Source organism: Lactococcus nasutitermitis (assembly GCF_018403765.1).
GTDB classification, from domain to species: Bacteria; Bacillota; Bacilli; order Lactobacillales; family Streptococcaceae; genus Lactococcus; species Lactococcus nasutitermitis.
In genome coordinates, this window is sequence record NZ_BOVQ01000002.1 from 90851 (window position 1) to 117126 (window position 26276).

26 protein-coding genes are annotated in these 26276 nt (G+C 38.3%); 2 read left to right on the top strand and 24 right to left on the bottom strand.

Annotation, left to right across the window (positions count from 1 at the left end; genetic code table 11):
* Nucleotides 1-67: 67 nt before the first annotated feature.
* Complete coding sequence (locus KJS36_RS00930) at nt 68-1150, bottom strand: aspartate-semialdehyde dehydrogenase (RefSeq protein ID WP_213533387.1); 1083 nt, start codon at nt 1148-1150, stop codon at nt 68-70.
* A gap of 282 nt (nt 1151-1432) precedes the next feature.
* On the bottom strand, nt 1433-1825 hold the full coding sequence (locus KJS36_RS00935) for a winged helix-turn-helix transcriptional regulator (RefSeq protein WP_213533389.1): 393 nt from the start codon (nt 1823-1825) through the stop codon (nt 1433-1435).
* A gap of 155 nt (nt 1826-1980) precedes the next feature.
* Between KJS36_RS00935 and KJS36_RS00940 the strand changes: the two genes are divergently transcribed.
* Entirely contained in the window at nt 1981-3132 is a 1152-nt protein-coding gene (locus KJS36_RS00940; RefSeq protein WP_213533391.1) for an MFS transporter, read from the top strand.
* A 31-nt stretch (nt 3133-3163) separates the two neighbouring features.
* Here the strand turns inward: KJS36_RS00940 and KJS36_RS00945 are convergent, their stop codons facing one another.
* The 17 genes from KJS36_RS00945 to KJS36_RS01025 form a co-directional block, all read right to left on the bottom strand.
* On the bottom strand, nt 3164-3415 hold the full coding sequence (locus KJS36_RS00945; protein WP_213533393.1) for a hypothetical protein: 252 nt from the start codon (nt 3413-3415) through the stop codon (nt 3164-3166).
* 55 nt (nt 3416-3470) lie between these two features.
* Nucleotides 3471-3653, bottom strand: coding sequence for a hypothetical protein (locus tag KJS36_RS00950; protein WP_213533396.1), 183 nt, complete (start codon nt 3651-3653; stop codon nt 3471-3473).
* 156 nt (nt 3654-3809) lie between these two features.
* Entirely contained in the window at nt 3810-5786 is a 1977-nt protein-coding gene (tkt, locus tag KJS36_RS00955) for a transketolase (RefSeq protein WP_213533398.1), read from the bottom strand.
* A 156-nt stretch (nt 5787-5942) separates the two neighbouring features.
* Nucleotides 5943-7316, bottom strand: a complete 1374-nt coding sequence (ulaA, locus tag KJS36_RS00960) for a PTS ascorbate transporter subunit IIC (protein ID WP_213533400.1) — start codon at nt 7314-7316, stop codon at nt 5943-5945.
* A 22-nt stretch (nt 7317-7338) separates the two neighbouring features.
* Nucleotides 7339-7638 carry a PTS sugar transporter subunit IIB gene (locus KJS36_RS00965; protein WP_213533402.1) on the bottom strand — a complete coding sequence of 100 codons (300 nt, stop codon included), beginning with the start codon at nt 7636-7638 and terminating at the stop codon, nt 7339-7341.
* Between the two features lies 1 nt (nt 7639).
* Nucleotides 7640-9634, bottom strand: a complete 1995-nt coding sequence (locus KJS36_RS00970; protein ID WP_213533404.1) for a BglG family transcription antiterminator — start codon at nt 9632-9634, stop codon at nt 7640-7642.
* A 157-nt stretch (nt 9635-9791) separates the two neighbouring features.
* Entirely contained in the window at nt 9792-10757 is a 966-nt protein-coding gene (locus tag KJS36_RS00975) for a substrate-binding domain-containing protein (RefSeq protein ID WP_213533406.1), read from the bottom strand.
* A gap of 23 nt (nt 10758-10780) precedes the next feature.
* Nucleotides 10781-11668: an ABC transporter permease subunit gene (locus KJS36_RS00980; RefSeq protein WP_213534021.1), complete on the bottom strand. Its 888-nt coding sequence runs from the start codon at nt 11666-11668 to the stop codon at nt 10781-10783.
* Between the two features lie 125 nt (nt 11669-11793).
* The gene (locus KJS36_RS00985; protein WP_213533408.1) at nt 11794-13269 is read right to left on the bottom strand and encodes a sugar ABC transporter ATP-binding protein; all 1476 of its coding nucleotides are present in this window, start codon (nt 13267-13269) and stop codon (nt 11794-11796) included.
* Nucleotides 13270-13287: 18 nt separating this feature from the next.
* A complete protein-coding gene (rbsD, locus tag KJS36_RS00990) occupies nt 13288-13686 on the bottom strand; it encodes a D-ribose pyranase (protein ID WP_213533410.1) in 399 nt (132 codons plus the stop codon).
* Complete coding sequence (gene rbsK, locus KJS36_RS00995) at nt 13661-14572, bottom strand: ribokinase (RefSeq protein ID WP_213533412.1); 912 nt, start codon at nt 14570-14572, stop codon at nt 13661-13663. Before rbsK ends, rbsD begins: the two co-directional genes overlap by 26 nt.
* A 6-nt stretch (nt 14573-14578) precedes the next feature.
* Complete coding sequence (locus tag KJS36_RS01000) at nt 14579-15562, bottom strand: LacI family DNA-binding transcriptional regulator (protein ID WP_213533414.1); 984 nt, start codon at nt 15560-15562, stop codon at nt 14579-14581.
* 132 nt (nt 15563-15694) lie between these two features.
* Nucleotides 15695-16990 carry an adenylosuccinate lyase gene (gene purB / locus KJS36_RS01005; protein WP_213533416.1) on the bottom strand — a complete coding sequence of 432 codons (1296 nt, stop codon included), beginning with the start codon at nt 16988-16990 and terminating at the stop codon, nt 15695-15697.
* 147 nt (nt 16991-17137) lie between these two features.
* Nucleotides 17138-17824: a type I 3-dehydroquinate dehydratase gene (aroD, locus tag KJS36_RS01010; RefSeq protein ID WP_213533418.1), complete on the bottom strand. Its 687-nt coding sequence runs from the start codon at nt 17822-17824 to the stop codon at nt 17138-17140.
* A 128-nt stretch (nt 17825-17952) separates the two neighbouring features.
* Entirely contained in the window at nt 17953-18156 is a 204-nt protein-coding gene (locus KJS36_RS01015; protein ID WP_213533420.1) for a DUF2969 family protein, read from the bottom strand.
* Nucleotides 18157-18190: 34 nt separating this feature from the next.
* Complete coding sequence (locus tag KJS36_RS01020; protein ID WP_213533422.1) at nt 18191-18871, bottom strand: DUF1361 domain-containing protein; 681 nt, start codon at nt 18869-18871, stop codon at nt 18191-18193.
* A gap of 100 nt (nt 18872-18971) precedes the next feature.
* A complete protein-coding gene (locus KJS36_RS01025; protein WP_213533424.1) occupies nt 18972-19445 on the bottom strand; it encodes a glutathione peroxidase in 474 nt (157 codons plus the stop codon).
* A gap of 235 nt (nt 19446-19680) precedes the next feature.
* Between KJS36_RS01025 and KJS36_RS01030 the strand changes: the two genes are divergently transcribed.
* Nucleotides 19681-20061: a thioesterase family protein gene (locus tag KJS36_RS01030; RefSeq protein WP_213533426.1), complete on the top strand. Its 381-nt coding sequence runs from the start codon at nt 19681-19683 to the stop codon at nt 20059-20061.
* A 90-nt stretch (nt 20062-20151) separates the two neighbouring features.
* Here the strand turns inward: KJS36_RS01030 and KJS36_RS01035 are convergent, their stop codons facing one another.
* The 5 genes from KJS36_RS01035 to KJS36_RS01055 form a co-directional block, all read right to left on the bottom strand.
* Nucleotides 20152-21714: a ClC family H(+)/Cl(-) exchange transporter gene (locus tag KJS36_RS01035; RefSeq protein ID WP_213533428.1), complete on the bottom strand. Its 1563-nt coding sequence runs from the start codon at nt 21712-21714 to the stop codon at nt 20152-20154.
* A 9-nt stretch (nt 21715-21723) separates the two neighbouring features.
* Nucleotides 21724-22440 (bottom strand): demethylmenaquinone methyltransferase, encoded by a 717-nt coding sequence (locus KJS36_RS01040; RefSeq protein ID WP_213533430.1) that lies wholly within the window; start codon nt 22438-22440, stop codon nt 21724-21726.
* A 45-nt stretch (nt 22441-22485) separates the two neighbouring features.
* Nucleotides 22486-23913 carry a 6-phospho-beta-glucosidase gene (locus KJS36_RS01045; protein WP_213533432.1) on the bottom strand — a complete coding sequence of 476 codons (1428 nt, stop codon included), beginning with the start codon at nt 23911-23913 and terminating at the stop codon, nt 22486-22488.
* Between the two features lie 104 nt (nt 23914-24017).
* Nucleotides 24018-24275 carry a membrane protein insertion efficiency factor YidD gene (gene yidD / locus KJS36_RS01050; protein ID WP_213533434.1) on the bottom strand — a complete coding sequence of 86 codons (258 nt, stop codon included), beginning with the start codon at nt 24273-24275 and terminating at the stop codon, nt 24018-24020.
* Between the two features lie 147 nt (nt 24276-24422).
* A complete protein-coding gene (locus KJS36_RS01055; RefSeq protein ID WP_213533436.1) occupies nt 24423-26168 on the bottom strand; it encodes a 1-deoxy-D-xylulose-5-phosphate synthase in 1746 nt (581 codons plus the stop codon).
* Between the last annotated feature and the right edge of the window lie 108 nt (nt 26169-26276).

The following is a 26276-nucleotide window of genomic DNA, read 5'->3' on the forward strand; positions in this document are numbered from 1 at the left end:
CACTGCTCTGTCCGAATTTTTAGTTTTCGCAACCTCTAATTTTTTATTTAATTGTTATTATTATACTTTATTTTAGTTCAAATTTCAAGGCTGCTGTGGGGCGAACTAATCCGCGTTCGTGTAGTGTTTCGGCAATTTGAACGGAATTCCATGCTGCCCCCTTCAAAAGATTGTCACTCACGCACCAGAGGTGAATACCATTTTCTTGGTCGAGGTCACGACGAATGCGACCAACAAAGGTTTCACGACGCCCAACCGAATTAATCGCTTGTGGATAAATTTGGTGAGCAACATCGTCTTCAAGGATAGCTCCAGGAAATTCGCTGATAAGTCGTTTTACCTCGTCAATATCCGCTACTTTTTCTGTCTCAATATAGACGGATTCGCTATGTCCAATGAGAACTGGGACACGGACACAAGTTGCTGAAACGGCAATGTTGTCATCTTCCATGATTTTTTTGGTTTCATGGGTCATTTTCATTTCTTCGTAAGTGTAGTCATTGTCTGTGAATACGTCAATCTGGGCAAGTGCATTAAAAGCAATCGGATAATGTTTTTTGTCCCCAGCTGAAGGGAGAATTTCTGCTTTGAGTTCTGTTGGGTCAATGTTATTGTTGAGGACTTCTTTGAGTTGTTCACGAGCTTCGTCCATTGCACGATTTCCAGCGCCACCGATAGCTTGATAAGTACTGACAATCACACGTTTCAAGCCGTAAACACGACGAATAGGTTCTAAGGCAATCATCATCTGAATTGTTGAACAGTTGGGGCAAGCAATGATACCGTTATGTGCATCAAGTGCGTGTGGATTAACTTCTGGAACAACGAGGGGAACATCAGGATTTTGGCGGAAATAACTTGTGTTATCTACGACAACGGCGCCAGCTTTGACTGCATAGGGTGCATATTTCGCTGAAACTGAACCACCTGCTGAGAAAAGTGCGATGTCAATATCTGTGAAAGAATTTTCTGTCAGTTCTTCAATGACGAGTTCCTTTTCTGCGAATTTTACAGTTTTTCCAGCGGAACGTTTACTTGCTAGTGCTTTGACTGAAGCGACTGGAAGTGTTGATTGGGCGAGTTGTTCAAGCATTCTTGTGCCGACTGCTCCTGTAGCTCCGACGACTGCGACATTGTATTCTTTTTTCATTTGTCTATCCTTTTTTAGTAAATTAACACTATTATACTCCTTTTCGTATTTTTGAGCAAGAGATAATTTTTGACAAAACTGTCAAAAAAAGTCTGTCAAATTTGACAGACTTTTACTAGGCAGTTTTCGCTGTGTCAAAGAGGTTCACAACACTTTGACAAATTCTCAAGGTTCCTCCTCGGCTGACTGAACAGCCCAGAATTCCTATGCTCTAATTTTTGACAAAATTGTCAAAAGTCAGCTCATCGCATGAAATCAGTTTAACATAATTTGACAGAACTGTCAATCGCCGCAAGAGGGTTCTAGCGTATCTATCTGCATTATTTTTTTGATATATTGTTCGCCCCATTGGTTCATTGACCAGACAATCGGTAAAAGACTTTTTCCTTGCTCCGTCAAAGTGTAACAGGTTTGGACGGGAAATTTATCAGTCAATATTTTTTTATCGACAATTTGTGCTTCAATCAATTCTTTTAATTGCAAGGCAAGCATTCGACGTGTGCAGTTTGGAATCCGTCTTACAAGCTCGTTAAAATGTAATTCTTCTTTCATCAGACGATTGAGAATAATTGTTTTCCAACGTCCAGAAAGAATTTTTATCGTTGTATCTAAGGGACAAAATTCACCATGAATTTGACTATTTTTGATAAAAGTGTTGCTTGTTTCGAGTTCCATTTTTAAACGTCCTCTTCCCTTTCAAGACTAATTATATCGCATTTTTCAGAAACTACAAGTAGTATCAAAAATGTAACCTAGTTGTTTTTTCTTCACTTGAAGCCTCAAAAAATGCCTGCTATCATTAACTTATTGTTTAGAAAAAAGGAGTTTTTATGACTTTCAAAAAAGTTACCATCGTTATCGCCCTCTTTCTCGGCGTTTTTGTTGTCGGTGCCGATAGTTTTATCATTTCCCCGCTGCTTCCAGAAATTGCTCATGATTTTCATACCAGCATTTCCCAAACAGCACTGGGTGTCACAACTTATGCGCTCTGTGAGATGATTGGTGCGCCACTTTTTGGTCCGCTGGGCGACCGTTTCAGCAAGCGTCGCCTTTTGTTGGTTGGCTTGAGCATCTTTTTATTGGGAACTTTTCTTTGCGCTATCGCGACAAGTTTAGTGCCATTTTATATTTATCGCGCGATTGCAGGGCTTGGTGCTGCACTTTTTTTGCCAAATGTTTGGGCATTTATTGGCAGTTATTTTGAAAATAAAACAATGAATAAAATCATGGGTCTTGTCATGTCGGCATTATCACTTTCTGTCGCTTTAGGCGTTCCTCTAGGTTCTTTTCTCGCTCAGCTTTCCAGTTGGCACAGTGCTTTTTGGGCATCTGGCATTCTAAGTGCCATCGTTGTGCTGATTGTTTTTATCGCCATTCCTAACACAAGAAGTCAAAGTCAAAAAGTGACTTATCTGGCAAACTTCAAGGCTGTTTTTAAGACAAAAAATGCGCCACAAGCTTTATTAACCGACCTTTTTTGGATGTTTGCATTTTACATTCTTTATACTTTCCTCGGAAGTTTTTTGACTTTGAACTTTCAATTTAATGTTGCAACAACTGGAACAATTTTTCTCATCTACGGATTTGCAAATTTCATTGCAGCAAGTACAGGTGGCTTCATCATGAATCATTTGGGACGCGAGAAATCTATTTTCATCAATGGCTGTGCTTCCATTGTTTTTGTACTTTGTCTCGGTTTGCTCGGTAAAAGTTTTCCTCTCATGCTTCTCTTTCTTATCTGCATAGCTTTTTCAATGGGCTTTGGTGTGACTGCGATTTCGGCTTATCTCGCAAGTCTTTCTGCGAACCATCGCTCTACTCTTATGTCTTTCAATAGCTCTGCGCTTTATCTTGGCTTAACCATTGCCTCAGCTCTGGGAGGATTTATTTTTGAAAATGTTGGCTTCTGGTTGCTCGGCGTTCTTTCCGCGCTGGCTTTTGCTGTGGCTACTTTCTTAGCACATCAACTGACTAAAAAATAAAAACTCTCGTCCTTCACAGACGAAAGTTTTTTTAATTCAAATGTAGCAAATAAGCAAGTAAAATCGCAGCAGAGCCGATAAATGCAACAAAGCAAATCGCAAAGCCGAAGGTAAAAATCCGTGTACCATCATGTGCATAAGATTTACGCGTTCTACGTCCTCCGTAAATTGCCATTGATACAATTGACAGAACTGTCAAAACGATTTGTAGCGCTGTATTGCTTAGATACATATAATTTCCAAGCGAAGCGACACCTGCAATGAGTGCGAGTAAAATTCCCATTTTCAATTTCCTTAATTTTTGAACCTATTATATCATTTTAGGAAATGAAATGCAGTTATTCACTGTTTTCATTTTGCTGGAGAACAATCGTATCTTCCGTTACACTTCCATAATCAGGATGTGCTGGAATAAAAAATGTAACAGCAGTTCCAACAAATAATGCTAGAAATCCTGCAAAAATACCGATTGTCGCCAATCTATTATGTTTTTTATTGTGCATCAAATTTTGTGGTTTCATGATAAATCCCTTCCCATTTTCTTATTTTCTTATTATTATTTTATCATGATATTCTTAATAATTAGAATAAAATACAAATTTCTTTGACAAGGTGAGAATTTTGACAGAACTGTCAAAAATAAAAAAGCCTGTCAAAAGACAGACTTTCATCAGAAATTACAATTTTTTAAACTGCGCAACAACATTTTCTACTGTAAAGCCATATTCTGGCAAAACTTTCGTTGCAGGTGCAGAAGCTCCCCATTTATCAACCGTTACCGTACCCCCAGCAAGACCAACATATTTGCCCCAGCCAAAGCTTGTCCCAGCTTCAACAGCGAGACGTTTCGTGACTGATTGAGGCAAGATTTCTTCGCGATATTCTGCAGACTGTTCATCAAAGATATTCATAGATGGCATAGAAACCACACGGATACCAGCGCCAAGTTCTTTTTTCGCTTCAACAGCGAGCGCAACCTCAGAACCTGTCGCGATGATAATGCCTTCAAGTGCGCCTTCTTCTTTGGCAATGATGTAAGCGCCACGGTTCACACCTTCCTCAGCAAGTTCAGCCGTACCGTCAAGCACTGGCAAATTTTGACGTGTCAAGATGAGCGCTGTTGGACGTTCTGTGCTTGTTACTGCACGACGCCAAGCTGCGATGACTTCATTTCCATCTGCTGGACGGATGACATCAAGATTAACCATTGAACGTACTGCTGCCAACTGTTCCACAGGTTCATGCGTTGGACCATCTTCACCAACGGCAATCGAATCATGTGTCCAAACATAAGTGACAGGTAATTTTTGCAAAGCTGCCATACGAACGCTTGGTAGCATGTAGTTACTAAAAACAAAGAATGTGCCACCATAAACGCGTGTGCCACCATGCAACGCAATCCCATTCATGATTGCGCCCATCGCAAACTCACGAACACCAAACCAAATATTACGTCCTGCATAATTTTCAGGCATAAAGTCATTTTCAACTTTAACCATTGTATTGTTTGAAGCCGACAAATCCGCTGAACCGCCCCAGAAATTAGGAAGTTGTGCAGAAAGTTCTTGGATAGCTTCTTGTGATGTCACACGTGAAGCTTTTGATGAGCCCAGTTCGTGCTTCGTCAATGTCAAGTTTGGTGGTGTCAAATTATCGAATGAATGTGCATAAAGCATGGCTTCACGAGGATATTTCTCACTGTATTCTTTGAACATTTCATTCCAGACTTGTTCCATGCTCTCGCCACGTGCAACAAGTGTTTCAAGGAAACGTTTTGAAACTTCCGCAGGCACAGTAAAGTCAGGATAATTCCAACCATAAGCAGCTTTTGCGTGCTCAACTCCCTCAGCACCAAGTGGTGCGCCATGAACTTTATTTGTTCCTTCATTTTCCGCACCAAAACCAATAACCGTCTTCACTTCGATAATCGTTGGTTTATTCTTTTCAAGTTGTGCTTCCGTCACTGCCGCAGCAATTTCATCTAAATCATTGCCATCTTTGACTAAGATATGTTGCCAACCGTAACTTTCAAAACGCATTTTGATATCATCAATGAAAGCCATATCAAGCTTGCCATCAAGGGAAATATTATTTGAATCATAGAACAAAATCAATTTGCCAAGTTTCAATTTTCCAGCAAGTGATGCTGCTTCTTGTGACACGCCTTCCATCAAGTCGCCATCACCATTCAACGCATAAGTGTAATGGTCAACGATATCAAAGCCAGGTTTGTTATATTGCGCAGCCAAATGTGCCTCAGCCATTGCCATACCAACGGCATTTGCAATCCCTTGTCCCAGCGGACCTGTTGTTGCCTCAACCCCATCTGTCCAATCAACTTCTGGATGCCCTGGTGTTTTTGATTCCCATTGACGGAAATTTTTCAAATCATCAATCGTCACTTTATAGCCTGCAAGGTGCAACAAACTGTACAACATTGCAGAACCGTGACCAGCAGAAAGCACGAAACGGTCACGATTAGACCATTTACGACTTGTCTTTGGATTTACATTCAAAAACTTGCTCCAAAGCACATAAGCCATCGGCGCAGCGCCCATAGGCAATCCTGGATGTCCTGAATTTGCCTTTTGAATCGCATCCATAGACAGAGTACGAATTGTGTTGACAGCGAGTTCATCAGTGTAGTCAAACATATTTTTTCTCCAATTTTCACATTATTTTTAATCTAATTATATCATAACTTTCTTATGTTTTTTCATATAAAAATCAAATATTTTTCTTTTTACCTTTTCTTTATGAAAAAAATTTTCATGATAAAAAGTCAGAATTCAAATCTGACTTCATTTAAATTATTTTATTTTTGCTCTATCACGCGCATTGAGTACAGTGTTTAGAATGAGAACGACAATCAAGAAGCCAATAATCAAAGCAATTAATGCTGCGCTTCCTGCTTTTCCAGTCAATCCTAACAAACCTCCAGAAACAATATAATCAGAATCTGCAAAAGTGGAAGCAGCTCCAGCACCAAACGAACCAAGCGCTGGCATGATTAATAATGGTCCCCAAGCCAAAATCAAACCATTAACAAATGAACCAATCACAGCACCACGGACACCACCAAAAGAATTTCCATAGACACCAGCAGCACCACCACAAAAGAAAATTCCAACAACACCAGGAATGATAACCGTTGTATGCAAGCCTAACATCGCAAGCATTGAGAAAATCCCCACAATAAATGACACGAAGAAACCAATCAGAACAGCATTAGGAGCATAAGGAAAAACAATCGGTACATCAAGTGCAGGTTTAGAATTTGGAACTAATTTTTGAGCAATTCCTTGGAAAGCAGGAATAATTTCTGCCAAAATCATTCGTACTCCTTGCAAGACAACAACAAAACCAGCTGCAAATGTTCCTGCTTGCGTGATGGCATAGACAATATAGTTTGTCCCAGCAGACATATCTTTTGCTTCAACAAAATGTGGTCCAGCAATCAAAGCCAAAACAATATAAACAACCATCATGACTAAAGAAATCGAAACCGTTGAATCTCGCAAAAATCCTAGATTTTGAGGGATATTCAGTTTTTCAGTTGATTTTTCTGGATCTTTATTTCCAAATTTTTCACCAAGCCAACCAGAAAGCGCATAGCCCATATTCCCAGTATGTCCCATTGCAACACCATCATTTCCCGTCATTTTACGCATATAACGTTGCGTAAGTGCAGGTGTTACCGTCAATAATGTTCCCTCAAAAATTCCCCCAAGTAAAATCGTCAGCCAACCATTACCAAGTCCAGCTGAAATAAGTACAACAGCAGACATTGTTGATACGTAAAGCATGGCTTGTCCCGTCAAAAAAATATATTTAAAACGTGTCACACGCGCCAAAATAATATTAACTAAAAAGCCAACAAGCATAATCAAAGCAGCCGGTGTTCCAAACTTGACCAAAGCAAGTGCCACCACTGCTTCATTTGATGGAACAATCCCTTTTGCATTAAAAACGTGCTGAAACATTGCCGAAAAAGGTGTTAAAGAATTTACCAAAATCCCTGCTCCACCAGTCAATACTAGAAAGCCTGCAAAAGTCTTCACACCACCTTGAATAACAGCAGTTGCTGGTTTCTTTTGCAAAATCAAGCCAATCATCGCGATAATTCCGACCAATAAAGCCGGCGTTGTCGCAAATGAAACAATAAAATTCAAAAAGCCATTCATTTTCTATTCTCCTCCATTTTCACTATTGATGTGAAATATTTTCAATATCCAATACTTTATTAAGTGCTTCACGGGCAATTTCTCTATCAATGATTGTTGTCAATGGCACAATTTTTTCCGCTGGAATATTAGGAAGTGCGCTCACCAATGTTGCCTCGACAAAGAAATAATCCGCAGCATCTGGTGTTGCTGAGCCAACATCCATATGGTCTAATTGAAATTGATCCAAGTCAAGTCCCTCCTCTTGCAAAATAGATTGCAAATTCATCTGAACCATAAAACTGGTTCCCAATCCTGATTGACATACACAAGCAAATTTCATTTTATTCGCTCCTTTCTTCTGTTGCTAATATTGTTTGTATTTCTGCAACTGTTGTTGCATTTAATAACCTTTGTAGCTCATCCTTGTTTGATAAGATTTTCGTAAGTGAAGACAATGCACGAAGATGAGCTTCATTATCGACTGCTGAAAGAACGATAAACATTTTTATTTCATGCTTTGAATCTTCCAGTAAATTAACAGGATTTTCGCATCTTAAAAGTGACATTCCAACCTTATTGACTCCATCTTCTGGACGGGCATGAGGAAGTGCAATTCCCATCCCCAAATCTATGAATGGTCCAAATTCTTTAATACGATTTATAATTGCCGCAATATAAGTTTCTTCAATCGCTCCCGAATCAAGTAATGGCTGAGCAGCACGCGCAATCGCTTCTTCCCAGTTGAGTTTTTCAGTAGTAAACTGAATGGTGTTTGTTGTTAAAAGCTCTGAAAGCATCGGATTATTTTTCTCCTTCTCTCTATTATTGATAATCGTTACTTTTTTTAAAAGTATTTTTTTAATTTCTTCATAATCCACATTTTCCTTTAGAAAAGGTGTCATTAACTTCAAGATACGTTCTGCTGATAAGGCAATAAAACTTGGTAATGCTAAATCCTGCACCACTTGATTATAGAGCAGACGAATTTCTTCTTCATCTGGAAAAGGAGAAAACAGATATATTTTTTTAGTTGTTCTGACTTCCAAAGTTGAAAAAATAACATCATAGGAATTTAGCGGAATTTCATCAAGTTGTACAATCGAAGTTGCCAATACAAATTCCATACTAGGAAATAAGTTTTCCAAACGTTTTTTCATGATTAAACTTGAGCTAATCCCATTGGCGCAAAGTATAATCGCTTTAATCGTCTTATTATTTCTCTTTTTATAAATCTCACTACCAAATAAAATCACAAAATAAGCAAGTTCTTCTTCTGAAATGTTCCCAGTCAAGGAAAGTAAAGGTTTTAGAGCATTTTTCACTAAAGGAAAAAGTTCCGAATACTCTTGTTTTATCCTTGATAACAAAGGATTTCCCAATTCAAAATTATAAGTCAAACGAAAATATGCAGGAATTAAATGAGCAAGTAAAACATCAAAAGTCTTGCTGAAATCATCAAATTCCATTGCTGCTAACTTCATAATATTTTCCATGATTTGAAAACTAATCCGATATAGAAAATCAAGTTGTCTATCTTGAAAAGCTGCATCACTTGCACCAATGATTAAGGCAGTCAAATAATCTTTTTCACTCGCACGCAATTCTAATTCTCGAAAGTCAAATGCTGTCACTAAATGTGGAAGATTTGTCGTAATACTATGGTTTTCTCTTCTCAACACGATAAGGTGAGTAAAAAATAACAAAGGATAATATCTGCTATAAACAATCTTTAGCTTACTTTCATGAATAATTTCCTGTAAAAGTTGATGTGTTTGAGAAACTGCTAAGGGATTATTTTCATTGAGAATTTTTGAAAGAAGATAATAGCCAGCATTTTCAGTTAAATTTTGGATTTTTTGATAGGCAACTTTTCGCAAGAGAATTTCTTCCCCCTTGAGTAAAAAGCCTTGTGAAGCATAATAATTAATGCTTATTTTTTCTAAATTTAACTCTTCTCTCAACTGCTTAATATCTGCCAAAATAGTATTTTTACTCGTCTCAAAAAATTCTTTGAGAACACTCACAGATGCTCCTTCATATTCCATGAAAAATATCAAATAAATCAAACTTTGACGTTCTATTTTCTTGATCGAAAGCCAGTAAGGATTATCAATAGCAAAACGAACTCTTTCAAGATTTATAGCTTGCTGAGGAAAAGCCAAAACATTATTTTGAACTTCAATTTCCCTGATATTTAAAGTTTTTAAATTTCTATTGATTGCTTCAACTAACTTAAACAATTCTTTTTTATTCAATCGTGTCTCTTTTAAGATTGCTTCTACTTTCCAAAAGCTTTGTTTTGCATAAAAGAACCTATCAAGATTATAGCCAATCATTTTTTCCTCCTTACAGCATTTATTATAATACAAAATTTCCTCATAAAATCACTTACTTGGTACAATTTAGGGCTATCATATTTTGTTTCAACTTGACCGATGTATAAAAAATAATCAGTTTAAAAGCTGATTATTTTTTAATTCTAATGAATGACTTTCACCATTTATGTTCATTCACATTATCTTTAGTAATGAGATAAATAGGTGAGTTGATTGTCTTATCTACTTTTTTACCATCAAAATGGTCAAATGTAGCTTGTAAAGCCATTTGTCCAATCTTTGCAGGCTGTTGAGCAACTGTTGCTGTCACTGTACCATCTTTAATAGCTGTGTGCGTTTCATCTTCTCCATCAATTCCAAAGATAGCCACTTTCAGTCCAGCAGATTGTACAGCTTTTGCAGCACCAAGAGCCATTTCATCATTTTGTGCAAAGATTGCTTGAACATCTTTATGAGATTGAAGCATATTTTGTGTTGTATTCAAGGCTGTTGTCCGGTCAAAATTCGCTGATTGACTAGAAAGAATACTTAAACCAAGACTTTTTGCTTCACTATTAAAGCCATTTCCACGGTCAATCGTTGATGAAGCACCTGGAGTACCAGAGAGTTCTAACACTTTTGCATCTTTTCCTACGTATTTTTCAACAGCTTCTGCTGCCATCTTCCCTGCTTTTACATTATCTGAAGCTACTGTTGCAAGCACTGTTCCGCCATTTGCCCCACGGTCCATACAAATCACAGGAATATGTGCATTGTTTGCAGCTTTGATTGCAGGTACTACTGCATCGGAATCTACAGGATTAATCAAAATAGCATCTACATTCTGACTTACAAAGTTCTGAACATCATTCAGTTGCGTTGCTGAGTCATTTTGTGCATCAGAAATTGTCACTTTTGCACCATCTTTTTTTGCCATTTTTGTGATAGCATTATCCATTGAGACAAAATAAGGATTGTTCGTTGTTGAAATTGACACACCGATTTTCAATTCGCTTGGCTTTTTATGACTGGTAGAACTATTATTTCCAGAGCCATTACTTAACCCTGTGCCACCACACGCTGCGAGCGTTACAAGAGCAGCTGTTGCTACTGCTGTTAAAATGATTTTCTTTAAATTTCTCATGAAATTTTTCTCCTTTATTTTTATTAAGATTTACTTGTTTTATTTCTCAAAACATCGACTAATACAGCGATAAGAATAACAATTCCTTCAATCACTTGTTGCCAAAAAGCAGAGACACCAATGATATTCAGTCCATTATTTAATACGCCTATAATCAATACACCAATAATCGTCCCAGTCATTCGACCTTTTCCGCCCATCAATGATGTTCCGCCAAGAACAACAGCGGCTATCGCATACATCTCATAGCCAGTACCTGCTTGTGGTGTTGCTGATGATAAGCGTGATGTGATGATTAAACCACTCAAAGCTGACATTACACCAGAAATCGTATAAATGATAACTTTAACTTTATTGAGCTTAACACCTGAAATATACGCTGCTTTTTCATTTCCTCCTAGAGCATATACTGATTTTCCAAATGCTGTTTTGTGAAGTAAAATATATAAAATGATAAACACAATAACCATTAAAATAACTGGAAAAGGGATGCCAAATAAATACCCCTGTCCAATATAAGCTAAGAAAAATCCGCTCATATGTTTAGTAATGGGATTTCCATTAGTAAAAACTAAGGTTGCACCACGATACACCATTTGTGTTGCTAAAGTGACGATGAACGGTGCCAATTTTCCATATGCAACTAACAATCCATTGATTGCTCCCAAAAATCCACCAAGTAAAATAGCAATGAGTACAGCCAAAGGTAACGGCATTCCTTGTGCAATTAGTCCCGCGGAAATCGCACTAGATAATGCCAAAATCGCACCAACAGACAAGTCAATTCCTGAAGTTAAGATAACAAAAGTCATACCAAAGGCGATAAAGCCATTTGCAGTTACTTGTAAAAGTAAGTTTAAAAGATTATTCGTTGTTAAAAAGTTTGGATTAATCGCTGTAATAATTATCATCAAAGCAATTAAAGCAATGAGTGTCGTTAGACTACTCAATTTTTTAGTGAGTGCTTTCACTTCTTTCTCCTTATCACTTTGCAAGGCAAAGTTTTTTATTTACATATTTTTATTGAACACTATCATTAACTTCCCGTGGCAAGTGACATGACTTTTTCTTGCGTTGCTTCTGCCTTTGATAATACTCCTGCAATCTCGCCCTCGTGCATCACAACGATACGGTCAGAGACACCGAGAATTTCTGGAAGGTCAGAGGAAACCATGATGATAGGTACACCACGCTCAGCAAGTTCATTCATCAACTGATAAATTTCACGCTTAGCTCCGACATCAACTCCTCGTGTCGGTTCATCAAGTATCAACACTTTAGGAGCAATACCAATCCATTTAGCTAAAACAACTTTTTGCTGATTACCACCTGATAAATCTCCAACGAGCATTTCTTCATCGGTTGCTTTAACCTTTAGACGTTCAACTAAACTTTTAACAAAAGTATGAGCTGTTTTGTCATCAAAGAGTCCATGATGAATGAAATCTTTTGTGCTTGGTAAAGTGACATTATCTTTGATTGAAAAATCAAGTACTAACCCTTCTTCTTTTCTATCTTCTGTTAAAAATCCAATGCCCTGTCTAATTGCTTCTGCTGGATTTTTAATTTTGATTTCTTGATTATTGAGTTTGATTGTTCCCGAATGAAGTTTATCAATTCCAAATATTGCGCGCATCACTTCTGTTCGCCCTGCGCCCATCAATCCTGAAAATCCTAGAATTTCTCCACTTTTTACTTCAAAAGATATATTTTTAAATAATCCTCCTGTGAGATTTTGAGCTTCAAATATTACTTCTCGAATTGTCGCTGTTTTCTCAGGATAATAATCCGTGATTTCTCGTCCTACCATTTTTCGTACTAAATCATCAACGTTTGTTTCTTTTGTTAGCTGAGTGTCAATGACTAATCCATCACGCATTACTGTAACGAAATCTGTGATTTTAAAAATTTCTTCCATACGATGTGAAATATAAACAATTCCTACACCTTTTTCTTTCAATCCATGAATGACATTAAATAGTCGTTCAACTTCATGCTCTGTTAACGCTGCTGTTGGCTCGTCCATGATGAGAATTTTTAGTGATGATAAAAAACTTTTTGCAATCTCTACCATTTGTTGCTGCCCAACGGAAAGATGTGAAATTTCAATATTGAGAGGAATATCTACACCAAGTTGTTCAAAAGCATCACTCGCTTTTTTCTGCATACTTTTTGTATCTAACAAACCAAATTTATTTTTGATTTCACGTCCTAAAAATAAATTTTCAAGGACAGTTAAATCAGGCCAAGTATTCATTTCCTGATGAATAAAACTAATGCCAAAATGTTCGGCTTCTTGTGGATTATGGAAAACTTTTTCTACACCATCAATAATAATTTTTCCTCCAGTTGCTGGGAATAAACCTGTTAAAATATTCATCAAAGTAGATTTTCCTGCACCGTTTTCTCCCATCAGTGCATGAACCTCACCTGAACGAATCGTTAAATCAATGTTTTCAAGTACCTTATTTGAGCCAAAGGATTTTGAAATATTGTGCATTTCAATTTTCATTTCTACACTTTTTTCCTTTCAAATAATCACACCAGATTGTAAGATAACATTAGAATATGGTGTTGCTTCTCCTGTTCTCACAATAGCTTTTACATTTTTTGTCATTGCTTTTAGCTCATCGTGACTGACAAAGACTACTTCTACATCTTGCGGAAGTTTTTCCAAAAACTTTTCTAATTGCAAGGGATTTTTTTCTTTAATTTCCTCAGCAAGATATATTTTTTCAACGAGGACATTTTCAAGATAACTATCAATCACATCTTGAAAACTTGGTAAGTTCTTTCTTAATGCCAAATCAATTTTTTTGATATCTTTTGGAACTGGTAAGCCCAAGTCACTAATACATACTTGGTCAGTATGTCCTAGGTCATCTACAACTTTTGCTAACTCACTATTCAAGATTCCATTTTTTTTCATAGTTCTCATGCCCCTTTATTTCTTTCAACGTCGGCATTCCTCCTTGTGCACCAAATTTTTGTACAGAGAGATGTGAGGCAATAACAGCAAATTTTATCGCTTCTTTAATTTCCAACTTTTTGCTGATTGCAACTGCAAAAGCACCGTTAAAAGTATCTCCTGCTCCAGTTGTATCTATTGCTTTTGCTGGAATTGCTGGTATCACTTGAAATTGAGTGCCATCATGTAAAGCCACACCTTTTATACCTAATGTCACAATCAATTTATTCGGATATTTTTTTAATCCGTCTTCTAAACTCAGATCAGGAAATAAATCTTTATATTCATGCTCATTGGGGGTAATATAATCTACAAAGTCAAGCATTTCTGTATCTGTTTTTCTTGCTGGTGCTGGATTATACAATACTTTAATAGTGTTTGCCTTACAAAATTTTGCTATTTGTAAATTTACCTCATGAGGAATTTCATTTTGAAGAACAACAAGTTCACTTTCTTTTATTGTTTCCCATTCTTGTGTCCATGTTTCGGTGGTGATTGCACTGTTCGCTCCTGGAATGATGATGATGCGATTATCATTATCATAAATCGTAATTTGAGCAATCCCTGTTATTTGTGGTATCGTTCCCACATTATCACAAAAAATTTGATTATTTTTCAAATTTAAAATAAGTTCTTTGCCAAAAGTGTCATCTCCTACTGCTCCCAGCATTGTTACGCTTGTCTTTTCGGTAGATAATCTTGAGATCGCAACAGCTTGATTTGCTCCCTTACCTCCGGGAACCATTGAAAAACTTTGTCCGACGATTGTTTCTCCTGCTTCTGGTATTTTTTTAGTACTTGTCACTAAATCCATGGAAATACTTCCAACGACTGTTATCTTTTTCATTCCTTTTTAGTGTTCCTTTCTTTTTCTTAAAGTTTCCCGTTCTACATAATGGATGGGCAATTCAATTCTCTTTTTTTCAATATGCTGTTCGTTGTCAATCTCATAAATGAGTTTTGCAGCTTCTTCTCCCATTTTATAAGCAGATTGATGAATCGTTGATAAGGCTGGATACACAAATTGGCTAATGAGTATATCATCATAGCCTATCACTTGAATATCTTCTGGAATTTTCTTACCTCTAGCCAAAATCTCATGAATAAATGCAATACCATGAATATCCGATGGTGCAATGATAGTATCTACTTCTTGAAATTCATTAAGTAGTTTATTGGCTTCCACTTGAATATCTTCAAAATTGTAACTATTGCTATAAAACTTTTGATAATGAACATTGGTGGTTTCAAGAAAATCAACACTTGCTTTAAAACGATTATTGATATTGATGGCTGTTACTGGTCCACTAACAACAGCAATATTTTTTCCACCTGCTTCTACTACGATTTTTGCTGCAAGTTTGCCCCCCTCTTCATTATTGGAAAAAACACCATAATTACTTTTATGACCTACTCGGTCAACGATAACCATTGGAAGGTCAATGTCAGGAAATTTCTCTGAAAAATCGTGAGTTGTGATAACTCCAGCAGCATTTGTTTGAACAAGAACTTTAAGATAATCTTCTTCTAATGCTTCGTCCTCTCCGATATTTCCAAGCATCACTCTGTAACCTTTTTCTTGCAGAAATTCTTCTACACCTTTGGCAAGCATGGGGAAAAATGGATTGGAAATATCTGGTAAAAGTAAGCCAACAAGCTGATTTCTCTTTGTCTTTAGAGAACGTGCTGAAAGATTAGGAACAAATTTTAATTTCTTAATTGTTTTTTCAATCTTTTCTTGCGCTTCTTTTCCTACATAGCCATTTTGAGAAATATAACGCGAAACTGTTGATTTTGACACTCCAGCCTCTTGTGCAACTTGTTTAATTGTAACCACATTTCCTCCTTATGGTACCGTTCCCATTTATTTACAAAATAAATATACCGCTTTCTTTTAAATTTGTCAAGAGAATTTTATTTCTTTTTCGTTACAAAATAAAAAAGTGCTTTACTGCAACTTTTTTTATTTTCACAAGCCAATTCGCTCAAAAATCTCATCAATGCGTTTGAGGTGGTAGTGGTAATCAAAGGCTGCATCAATGTCTGCGTCTGTTAGGTAGCTACGGATTTCTGGATTTGCTTCGACGAGTGGGCGGAACATGATTTGTTCGTCCCATGATTTTGCAGTCAACGGTTGAACGAGGTCATAAGCGGCTTCGCGGGTCATTCCTTTGGCAATCAATTCTAACATGACGTGCTGGCTGTAAATCAAACCAAAAGTCGCGTTCATGTTGCGTTTCATATTTTCTGGGAAAACGGTCAGGTTTTTCACGATATTTCCAAAACGGTGAAGCATATAGTCGAGAAGCTCAGTCGTGTCTGGTGTGATGATGCGTTCGGCTGAGCTGTGGCTGATGTCGCGCTCGTGCCAAAGGCTGACGTCTTCATAGGCAGTAATCATGTGTCCGCGAATGACACGCGCCAGACCTGTCATGTTTTCAGAGCCAATGGGATTACGCTTGTGAGGCATGGCTGAACTGCCTTTTTGACCTTTGGCGAAAAATTCTTCGACTTCGCGTTGTTCAGATTTTTGAAGTCCTCGAATTTCGGTTGCCATGCGCTCAATAGATGTGGCAATCAGGGCAAGTGTGGCGAAATAATCGGCGTGCAAATCACGTGGCAGGACTTGCGTGGAGATTTCTTGGACACGCGTGCCGAGTTTTTCGGTCACGTATTTTTCAACAAAAGGGGGGATATTGGCAAAAGTACCAACTGCGCCTGAAATTTTACCTGCTTCGACACCGCGCGCTGCTTGTTCAAAGCGTTCAATATTACGCTTCATTTCGCTGTACCATGTGGCGAGTTTTAAGCCAAATGTTGTGGGTTCTGCGTGGACACCGTGCGTTCTCCCCATCATCACGGTATATTTGTGTTCACGCGCTTTATCGGCGATAATGGCTGTGAACTCTTGCAAATCCCGGCGCAGAATGTCATTTGCTTGCTTGTAAAGATAGCCGTAAGCTGTATCAACGACATCAGTTGACGTCAATCCGTAGTGAATCCATTTGCGTTCTTCGCCAAGACTTTCTGAGACTGTGCGGGTAAAAGCGACGACATCGTGGCGCGTTTGTTCTTCTATTTCGAGAATGCGTTCAACACTGAATGTTGCATTGGCGCGGATTTTTGCGACATCTTCGTGGGGAATTTCGCCTAATTCTGCCCAAGCTTCGTCGGCGAGAATTTCGACTTCGAGCCATGCTTTGTACTTGTTTTCATCTGACCATATTTCTGCCATTTCTGGACGAGAGTATCTGCTAATTACCACTTTTTTCTCCTTTTAGGACTGGATTATTTTTTGACAGAACTGTCAAAAACTTTTTTCACTTTATTATAACATGATCAGACTTTTCTTATTCGGAAATTTCTGTCAAATTTTCTGTAAATAAAAAAATCATCCGTCAAAGACGAACAATCAGTTTTCATTTTCAAAAATATCTAAAATGTGTTTAACGTCTGACAAGGCGATTTGTCCTGGGGCACTGGCTTCCTTGAGACTGGCAAATGTCCAGCGGCTGCCTGTTAAATAACCTGACAAACGTGTGACTTTTCCTAAATCTCCCATTGCCATTGTGATGAAATTGTCGCCATATTCCAGTGTTAAATCACGCGTAATTTGCAATAAATCAAGCACATCACATTCGCGTTGCGGCATGACAGCTGCTTTGACAAAGGCTGTTTTTTCTTGCCACATTTGAATGAGACGGCGCGTTAAATCTGTCGGCATTTCTTGAAAATTGTGATAGGAAAGAACGATTTTATCGCGATAATCCTCTAACTGAGCAAGTGCTGGCTTGTAGGAAAAATACTCAATATCAATGAAATCGGGTTTAAATTCCAAAATTTCTTGCAAAAGTTGGCTATATTCTTTCACGGAAAGTTCAATATTTCCGCCTTCACGCGCTGTACGAATGGTAAATAGAATTTTAAAATCCTTAAATTTTTCAAAAATCTGTGTTGCAGCTGCTAAAATCTCCTCTTTTGGCAAAAAATCTGCACGCCATTCGATAATATCTGCGTCTTTATAATCAACAACAGAAATTTCAGCAATATCTGCTTGATTTGTTGGCATAATTGGGACTACGATTTGTGTGTTTTTCATATTTTTCTCCTTTCTTTCTTAGTTTTTTCTTACTTTTATTGTAACATAACTCTTTCTCACGCTCAAATCTCCTCTGAAAATTAAAAAAGAGCTTTCGCTCCCTTTTGCTGGGATAATTAGATTTGAGCTTAAACAGATAAATTATAAGCTTTAATCGCTTCTTCTAAGGCATCTTCAAAAGTGCGACTAACGGCTACTTCTTTGCCTGAAATCCGAACAATGAATTGTCCATTTTCTTCGTTAATTTCAGCGATTGTCTTTTTTCCAACATTAATCGCTACGCCTGTGGCAGTATCTACAACTTCAACTTCTGTATCTTTTTTCTTACTCATCTTTTTTTCCTTAAATAGTATATGTTCTATTATATCATTTTCTTGCCTTTTTTGGGAAATCCACTGCGAGATAAAAGAGCAGGATAATTGCACATTGCGTTAGCATAAAACTAAGGATAAAGGGCAGATTTTCTTGCGAGATTGACCGCAAAATGAGTAAAAAAGTTTGATAAGGTTGGGTAAATAAATCCCATGAGTTCAGTCGTAGAGAGGCTGAACGTCCAACAAAAATCCCGATAGCTCCTAAAAATGAGAGAAGAATAGTAATGAGAATTTTCCATGTGATTTTCTTTGTAAAACGCTCTAAAACAAGTCTTGCCGACCAAGCACCAAGAACAACTCCGAAGATTATTCCGAAAATGAGAATATTGAAATTTACGACGGTGCGAATGGAACTTAGATTTGACACACTATCGGCTGGAAACCAGTCAGAAAAGTGCTTTGCATCTGTCAATAAATAAAAAGTATTGGGATAAAAAATCAGCCAAATCAAGCCGAAAATCACTTGTCCAATGATATTTTTGCTAGTTACGAAAAAGTAGGAAAAATCAAAAGCAATCAAAGCTAGAATGATGTTCCATGCCATGCTCATCGGTAGATTTATATTTGTATGTAAAGTGATTTCTCCTGTAAAAATCAAGGATGCCAGAATACAAAACATAATATAAGCCAAAGTAAATACTTGTAATCCTATAAATTTCTTATCTTTTAACATGAGTTACATTATAACATAAATTTTGCAAAGTAAATTGCGTTTATTTTATATTTTTTCTACAAAAAAATCACTGACTTAGCTGTCAATGATTTGAAAATTTTTAAAGCAATTTTGTGATGACATCTTCGATATCAAGTGGTTTAGTGGCTGGTGCGAAGCGGTCAACGACTTTTCCATTGCGGTCAATTAAGAACTTTGTAAAATTCCATTTGATGGCACCGCCGAGAACACCTTTCGCTTCTTGTTTCAGATATTTATACAGTGGCGCTGCCTTTTCTCCATTGACATCAATTTTTTGAAACATAGTAAATTTCACGCCATAATTGAGCTGACAAAATTCTTCGATTTCTGAATTTGTCCCACTGTCCTGATTGGCGAATTGATTACAAGGAAAGCCTAGAATTTCTAGTCCTTCTTCGTTGTAATTTTCATATAATTTTTCTAATTCTTCAAATTGCGGTGTGAAACCACATTTACTCGCTGTATTGACAACCAATACAACTTTTCCTGAAAAATCTTGCATCGAAATTTCTGTGCCGTCCATTTTGACAGCTTTATAATCATAAAATCCCATTTTTTCTTCCTCGTTCTTTCTGTTACCACGATTATAGCAAATTTGACAGTTTTGTCAAAAAAGTTGTTCACTTTTTTGTGATAAATTTTCTTACTTTTACCAATTTGTGATAAAATTAATTTGATAAAAATTTTTGACAGAGTTTTTGATAGGGTGTCCACCCTGTCCGAGAAGGCTGAGAATAAATTCTCTAGCCCTACGGCAGTTCTGTCAAAAATTTTGAAGGAGAAAAATCATGTCTGAAATAAAAATTGGCAGTCGTGGAACTGCTGAAACTACTGTTGATGCTACAAATACTGCGCTTGCTGTTGGTAGTGGGAGCTTGCCAGTCTTTGCAACACCGATGATGATTGCGCTCATGGAAAAAGCAGCTTGTGCCAGTCTTGCCCCATTTCTCGAAAATGGGCAAACAACGGTCGGTACGCAAATGTCTGTCAGCCACGAACTTGCAAGTCCTGTTGGAAGTCAAATCGTAGCCATAGCAATCGTTACAGCGCTTGACCGCCGCAGAATTGACTTTGAAGTGCAAGCAACTGCAAATGGTAAAATCATTGGCAAAGGCACTCACAGCCGTTTTATCGTGGATAGTCAAAAATTTTTGGACAAACTTATCTGAATATTTTTTGACAGAAAAATCTAAACATACAAGTCACTCAAACATTTTTGACAATTCCATCAAAAATTTTTAATCAAAAAAATGTCACTCTCATTGAGCGGCATTTTCTTTTTCCATAAAAATTTTCTGAATTTCTGCACGAGCAAATTTTTCCTCTGAACGTTGAATTAAAAAAGTCAGATAATCGCCAGCTTGAAGCTGTGTATTTCCTTGCGGAATTAAATCTTTTCCCGAACGATGAACAGCCACCAACAGACAATTTTCAGGTAAAGCCAAATTTCCCAAAAGTTGCTTATCTGCCTGCGAATCAAACTGTACCATCGTTTCAAACATCATCTGCCCTTCCTCTGAAACAGCTTCTTTTTGCTCATTTCCCACCAGCATATTTTCAAGTAAAGAATCATAAATCGGCGCAGAATGCAGTAAATCCGCAACAACATAAGCAACCAGTGAAACCAGAGCCAAAGGTAGCAAATGGTCAAAAGTTCCAGTCATTTCCACCAAGAGCAAAATCCCCGTCATTGGCGCGCGGACAATCGCTGTGAAAGTTCCCGCCATCGCCAAAATCACCAGATTGGCAAATAAAGTCTCTGGTAAATGCAGTCCGTTAATGACCAACGTTGCAAAAACAGAACCTAAACTCGCCCCCAAAACCAAGAGAGGAAAGAAAATTCCACCGGGAACACCCGACGCATAACTCACAATCGAAATAAAATATTTAAAAATAAAAAGTAAGGCTAAAAATCCCAAACCAAGGCTCAGATTGAGCGAATTAATCAACGTATGTCCGCTCCCAATCACCGCAGGAAAAGTCAAACCAAAAATACCAGCTACCAAAAAGCTCAATAAAACGCGCAGATAAAGGGATTTGATTTTTTTCATCCAGCGCTGACTGGCAAGCAAACTGATATTATAAAAAGCACCAAAAAATCCCAAAACTACACCTAAAAGCAACAAAATCCAATAATCATGCAAAGGAATGCTCGCAATAATTTTAAAATGAAAAACTGGCGCTGAGCCAAAAATAAGGCGCGACACACCATCTGCCACGATTGCCGACGTCATACACGTCAGCAAAATCAATGGAGAAAAATACTTAAAAACTTCCTCCAAGGTAAACATCACACCTGATAAAGGTGCATTGAATGCCGCTGAAAGTCCTGCTGACGCTCCCGAAGCAATCAAAATCCGTCTGTGTCGTTCTGTCTGCGCCAATTTTTCACTCACAGCTTGTCCCATTGATGCGCCGAGTTGAACAGAGGGCCCTTCACGTCCCAGAGAAAGTCCTGCAAACATCGCCAAAGTTCCGCCGATGAATTTTGCAAAAGCTGTTGTGAACCAATTTATCTTAAAATAGCCTTGCAACTGTCCTTTGACCTGCGGAATTCCGCTCCCAGCAGACATCGGGTATTTTTTCATCAAGAAAGTGACAAGCAAAACCAATAACAGAATCACTGCTAAGGCAACTAAGAGATAAATTGGTTGTAACACGAGTGTACGATACAGCCCTCGTCCGAGATTTTCTGCGATTTCCAATGCTAAACGATACATACTCGCCAAAAAGCCTGCCGTAAGTCCGACAAGCCCGCTCAAAAATAACAGATAAAGATTTTTATTTGAAGATTTTTCCAAATCTTTGAAATGATTTTTCATTTTATTTTTCTAATTTTTATATCCGTAGTGGCTGGCAACTGCGCCACCACTATGTTTTTGCACTTCCACATTGACAAATCCCGCCTGCTCAAAAAGCTGTTTCAACTTCTTTGCGTCTGGAAATTCGCGCGCCGACTTTTGGAGCCAACGATATTCAGCATAAGATTTCGCAAAAATTCGCCCAAAAAGTGGCATAATAGTATGAAAATAAAAGCCGAACAACTGCTTATAGACAGGAAAGCTTGGCTGTGACGTTTCCAGACAAACCGCAAGACCGCCCGCTTTTAGCACTCTTTGCATTTCCTGCAAAACAGTCAAATAATCAGGTGTATTGCGCAATCCATAACCAATCGTCACCAAATCAAAACTTTTATCAGGAAAAGGCAGAGCCATTGCATTTCCCTGAAGTAAAGTCACATTTTTAAGGTCAGATTTTCGCTTTTTTTCCTCAGCAATAGCCAGCATTTTTTCTGAAAAATCAAGTCCTGTAACATTGCCATTTTTCCCAACAAAATCAGCCAAATCAAAAGTCCAATCGCCTGTTCCGCAGCACAAATCAAGGACATTGAGTGTTTTGTCTGTCGGAAGTTCGCTGGCAATTTTCTTCATTGTCTTTGCACGCCAGACATCATGCTGTTTAAAGCTAATAATCGCGTTCATTTTATCATAATCGCCAGAAATTGTATTAAAAATCTCGTGAACACGCTCTTCATTTACTTTCGTCATAATTTTATTATAACAAAAAGACAGCTCAATCGCTGTCTTTTCCGTCTAATTTTCCAAATCTTCGCCATTTGTGGCAATGACTTTTTTGTACCAATAGAAAGATTTTTTCGCTGTGCGTTTGAGACTACCATTGCCAACATCATCACGGTCAACATAAATGAAGCCGTAACGCTTACTCATTTCGCCCGTCCCTGCTGAGACGAGGTCAATACAGCCCCAGCTTGTGTAACCAAGTAGCTCTACGCCGTCAAGTTCAACCGCTTTTTTCATCTCGGCAATGTGCGCCGCGAGATAAGCAATCCTGTAATTGTCGTTAATCTCACCCTTTTCATCTGGTGTATCCACTGCTCCCAAGCCATTTTCTACAATAAAAAGTGGTTTCTGGTAGCGGTCGTAAATCGTGTTCATCGTAATCCGCAGACCTTTCGGGTCAATCTGCCAGCCCCATTCGCTCGACTCCAGATAAGGGTTGCTAACGGCTTCAAAGATATTTCCTGCTGACTTTTCGCTCTCGCCGGTCACTTTCGCCACGCGACTTGAGTAGTAGCTAAAGGAAATAAAATCGACGGTATTTTCTGCGAGAATTTCCAAATCTCCCGTTTCAATCGGAAGTTTTATTCCTTGGCGTTCCAAGGATTTCAGAGCATAATTCGGATAGTTTCCACGTGATTGGACGTCAATGAAAAAGAAATTTTCGCGATTTTTTGCTTGGGCTTCGGCGACATTGTCCGGATGACAGTCGTAAGGGTAAAAATCACCCGCTGCGAGCATACAACCGATTTTATTTTCTGGGTCAATCTCGTGTGCAATCTTGGTGGCGAGTGCAGAAGCGAGGAGTTCATGATGGGCGGCGATATATTTGACCTGCTCCTTATTTTCGCCTTCTTCAAAGACAATTCCTGCGCCCATAAATGGTGCATGAAGTAACATATTGATTTCATTGAAAGTCAGCCAATAATGCACCAAACCTTTGTAACGCGTGAAAATCGTGCGCACGAGATTTTCATAAAAGTCAACCATTTTACGATTACGCCAGCCACCGTACTCTTTAATCAGATGAATCGGGCAGTCAAAGTGCGTAATCGTGACCAGCGGTTCAATGCCCAAACGTTGACATTCTTTGAAAATTTCTTCGTAGAATGCCAAACCTGCTTCATTGGGTTCATTTTCATCGCCATTTGGGAAAATCCGTGTCCAAGCAAGCGACATTCTGTAAGTCTTGAAGCCCATTTCTGCAAAGAGAGCAAGGTCTTCTTTCCAATGATGATACATATCAATCGCTTCTTTTGCTGGATAAAAATGCGTGTCATCGAAATCGAGATGCTTCATTTCGCCCAAAATAATCGGAAAACGGTCTTTTCCATGTGGTACGACATCGACATTTGCTAGTCCACGTCCATCAAGGTTGTAGCCACCTTCGCATTGATTAGCAGCTGTTGCGCCACCCCACAGGAAATCTTTTTTTAATGCCATGATTTTCTCCTTTTTTTCTTTGTTTTCTCTAATTATTATAGCAAAATTAACTTAAAAATGATAACGATTTCTTGATGATTTTGTGAGAAAAAAAAGAAGATAAATCAATCTTCTTTTTTTGGTCTTTCCCAATTTCTTCTTAAACTAAAATGCTCTGGTACGAGGTCATATCCTGGCTTGCAAAAAGGATGACAACGCAAGATACGTGCCGTTCCCATGAGAATGCCTTTTCCTGCGCCGTGCTTTTGAATTGCCTGTATCATGTAGTTTGAGCAAGTCGGATAGTAGCGACAAGATGGTGGCGTTAAAGGTGAGATAAAACGTTGGTAAAATCGGACAAAAGCGATAAAAATTTTTTTCATATGTTTATTATTTTTTTGACAGAATGTCTTAGAGACTAGATAATTTATTCTCAGCCTTCTCGGACAGAGTGAACTTATAACGAAGTTGTAAGTTTGTACCCTTTCAAAAGAAAAGTGGGAATTCTGTGCCAGTCTGTCAAAAATATTTTAGTCCTTGAGAGCTGTCAAAATGTCTGCTGTCATGAGTTCTGGTGTGAGGTGATAACGTGTATAGAGTTCTGTCACTGGTACCATATCGTTAAATTCTTTGTCTGCACCAAAGTTCAAGACTTTGACATTATATTTTCCAAGATAACTTGCAACTTTTTGTCCAAATCCGCCGTCAACCACACCGTCTTCGACTGTCACAATAACTTTGTGATTTTCAGTCAAGGCTGTTAAAAATTCTTTGTCCAATGAGCTGATGAAAAGTGGATTAACCAAACTTGCGTGAATACCTGATTTTTCAAGTTCTGCGGCAACTTTTTCGCTGTGAGAGTACAAACCGCCAAGAGCAAGAATGGCTACTTCTTCGCCAGATTTTTCAAGTTGATATTGTGCGTGTGAGAAGTCTGTCAAAACAGTTGGACGGCTTTCAACACCGTGTTCAGGCACATTGATAATGACTGGATGTTCGTGCTGTGTTGTCGCCCAATCAAGAACAGCAAGCATTTCTTCTTCACTTGTTGGTGCGAGATAAACGAGATTTGGAATATTTGAAATCCAACCGCGGGCAAAATCGCCTTGGTGCGTTTCATCGCTACCAGAAATCACATCGCCTTTGACAAAGACAATCGCTGGTTCATTGTTAATCGCCAAATCATGAACAAACTGGTCAAATGCACGTTGCACAAAAGTCGAGTTGTGGAAAATGAAGCTCCGTGCGCCAGCAAGTGCTGCTGCGCCTCCGAAAGTAATCGTGAATTGCTCAGCAATTCCGCCGTCCCAATAGTTTTTAGGATATTTTGCGGCAAATGATTTCAGATTGAAAATACCTGGAATGGCTGCATTGATTGCCAAAATAGGCGAACCTTCTTGCATTTTCTTGTCCATATAGTCAAGTACAATGCTTGTGTAGCTCTTTCCTGCTCCGCTGTTCTTGCTTTCGCCTGTTGCGAGGTCAAATGGAACGTGCCAATGCCAGTTTTCTTTATCTGTACGCGCTGGTTCATAGCCGCGCCCTTTTTCTGTGTGAATGTGGAGGACAATCGGATGGTCAATATCTTTGACTTCTTCAAAGAGAGCAATTAAACTTTGAATGTCATTTCCGTCAGCGAGATATTTGTAGTCAAGTCCGAAAGCACGGAAAATGTTGTTTTCAGCTGTGCCATTTGATGCGCGCAAGGCTGCCAAATGTGCATAAAGTCCACCATGATTTTCAGCGATAGACATTTCGTTATCGTTCATGATGACAATCAGGTTACCGTCAAATTGACCTGCGTTGTTGAGGGCTTCCATTGCCAATCCGCCAGAGAGTGAACCATCGCCAAGCACAGCGATAATATTGCCTTTATCATTTGTCAAATCACGCGCTTTGGCATAACCAAGTGCGTTGGCGACAGATGTTGATGTGTGTCCAACGGTGAAAAAGTCGTGTTTGCTTTCATGTTGGCTCGTATATGGTGTGATATCGTGGAAATGTCCTTTTGTAAAGCCAATTTTGCGACCTGTCAAAATCTTGTGCGGATAAGTTTGGTGGCTGACGTCCCAGATAAATTTGTCAATCGGTGAGTTAAAAACATAGTGCAAAGCAATCGTCATCTCAGTCACACCAAGGTTTGGCCCTACGTGACCGCCAACTTCGCTGACTTTATATAGAAGTGCTTCGCGCACATCGCCAGCAAGGTTTTCCAATTCTTCATTTGTCAATTTTTTCACGTCTTCTGGTGAATTCACTTTGTCTAATACTGACATTTTTCTCCTTTATATTTTTGACAGGTGTGCAAACTTGCAAGTTCAGTCTGTCAAAACACTATAAATTTTTGACAGACTGAACTTATAACGGAATTGTAAGTTTATAGT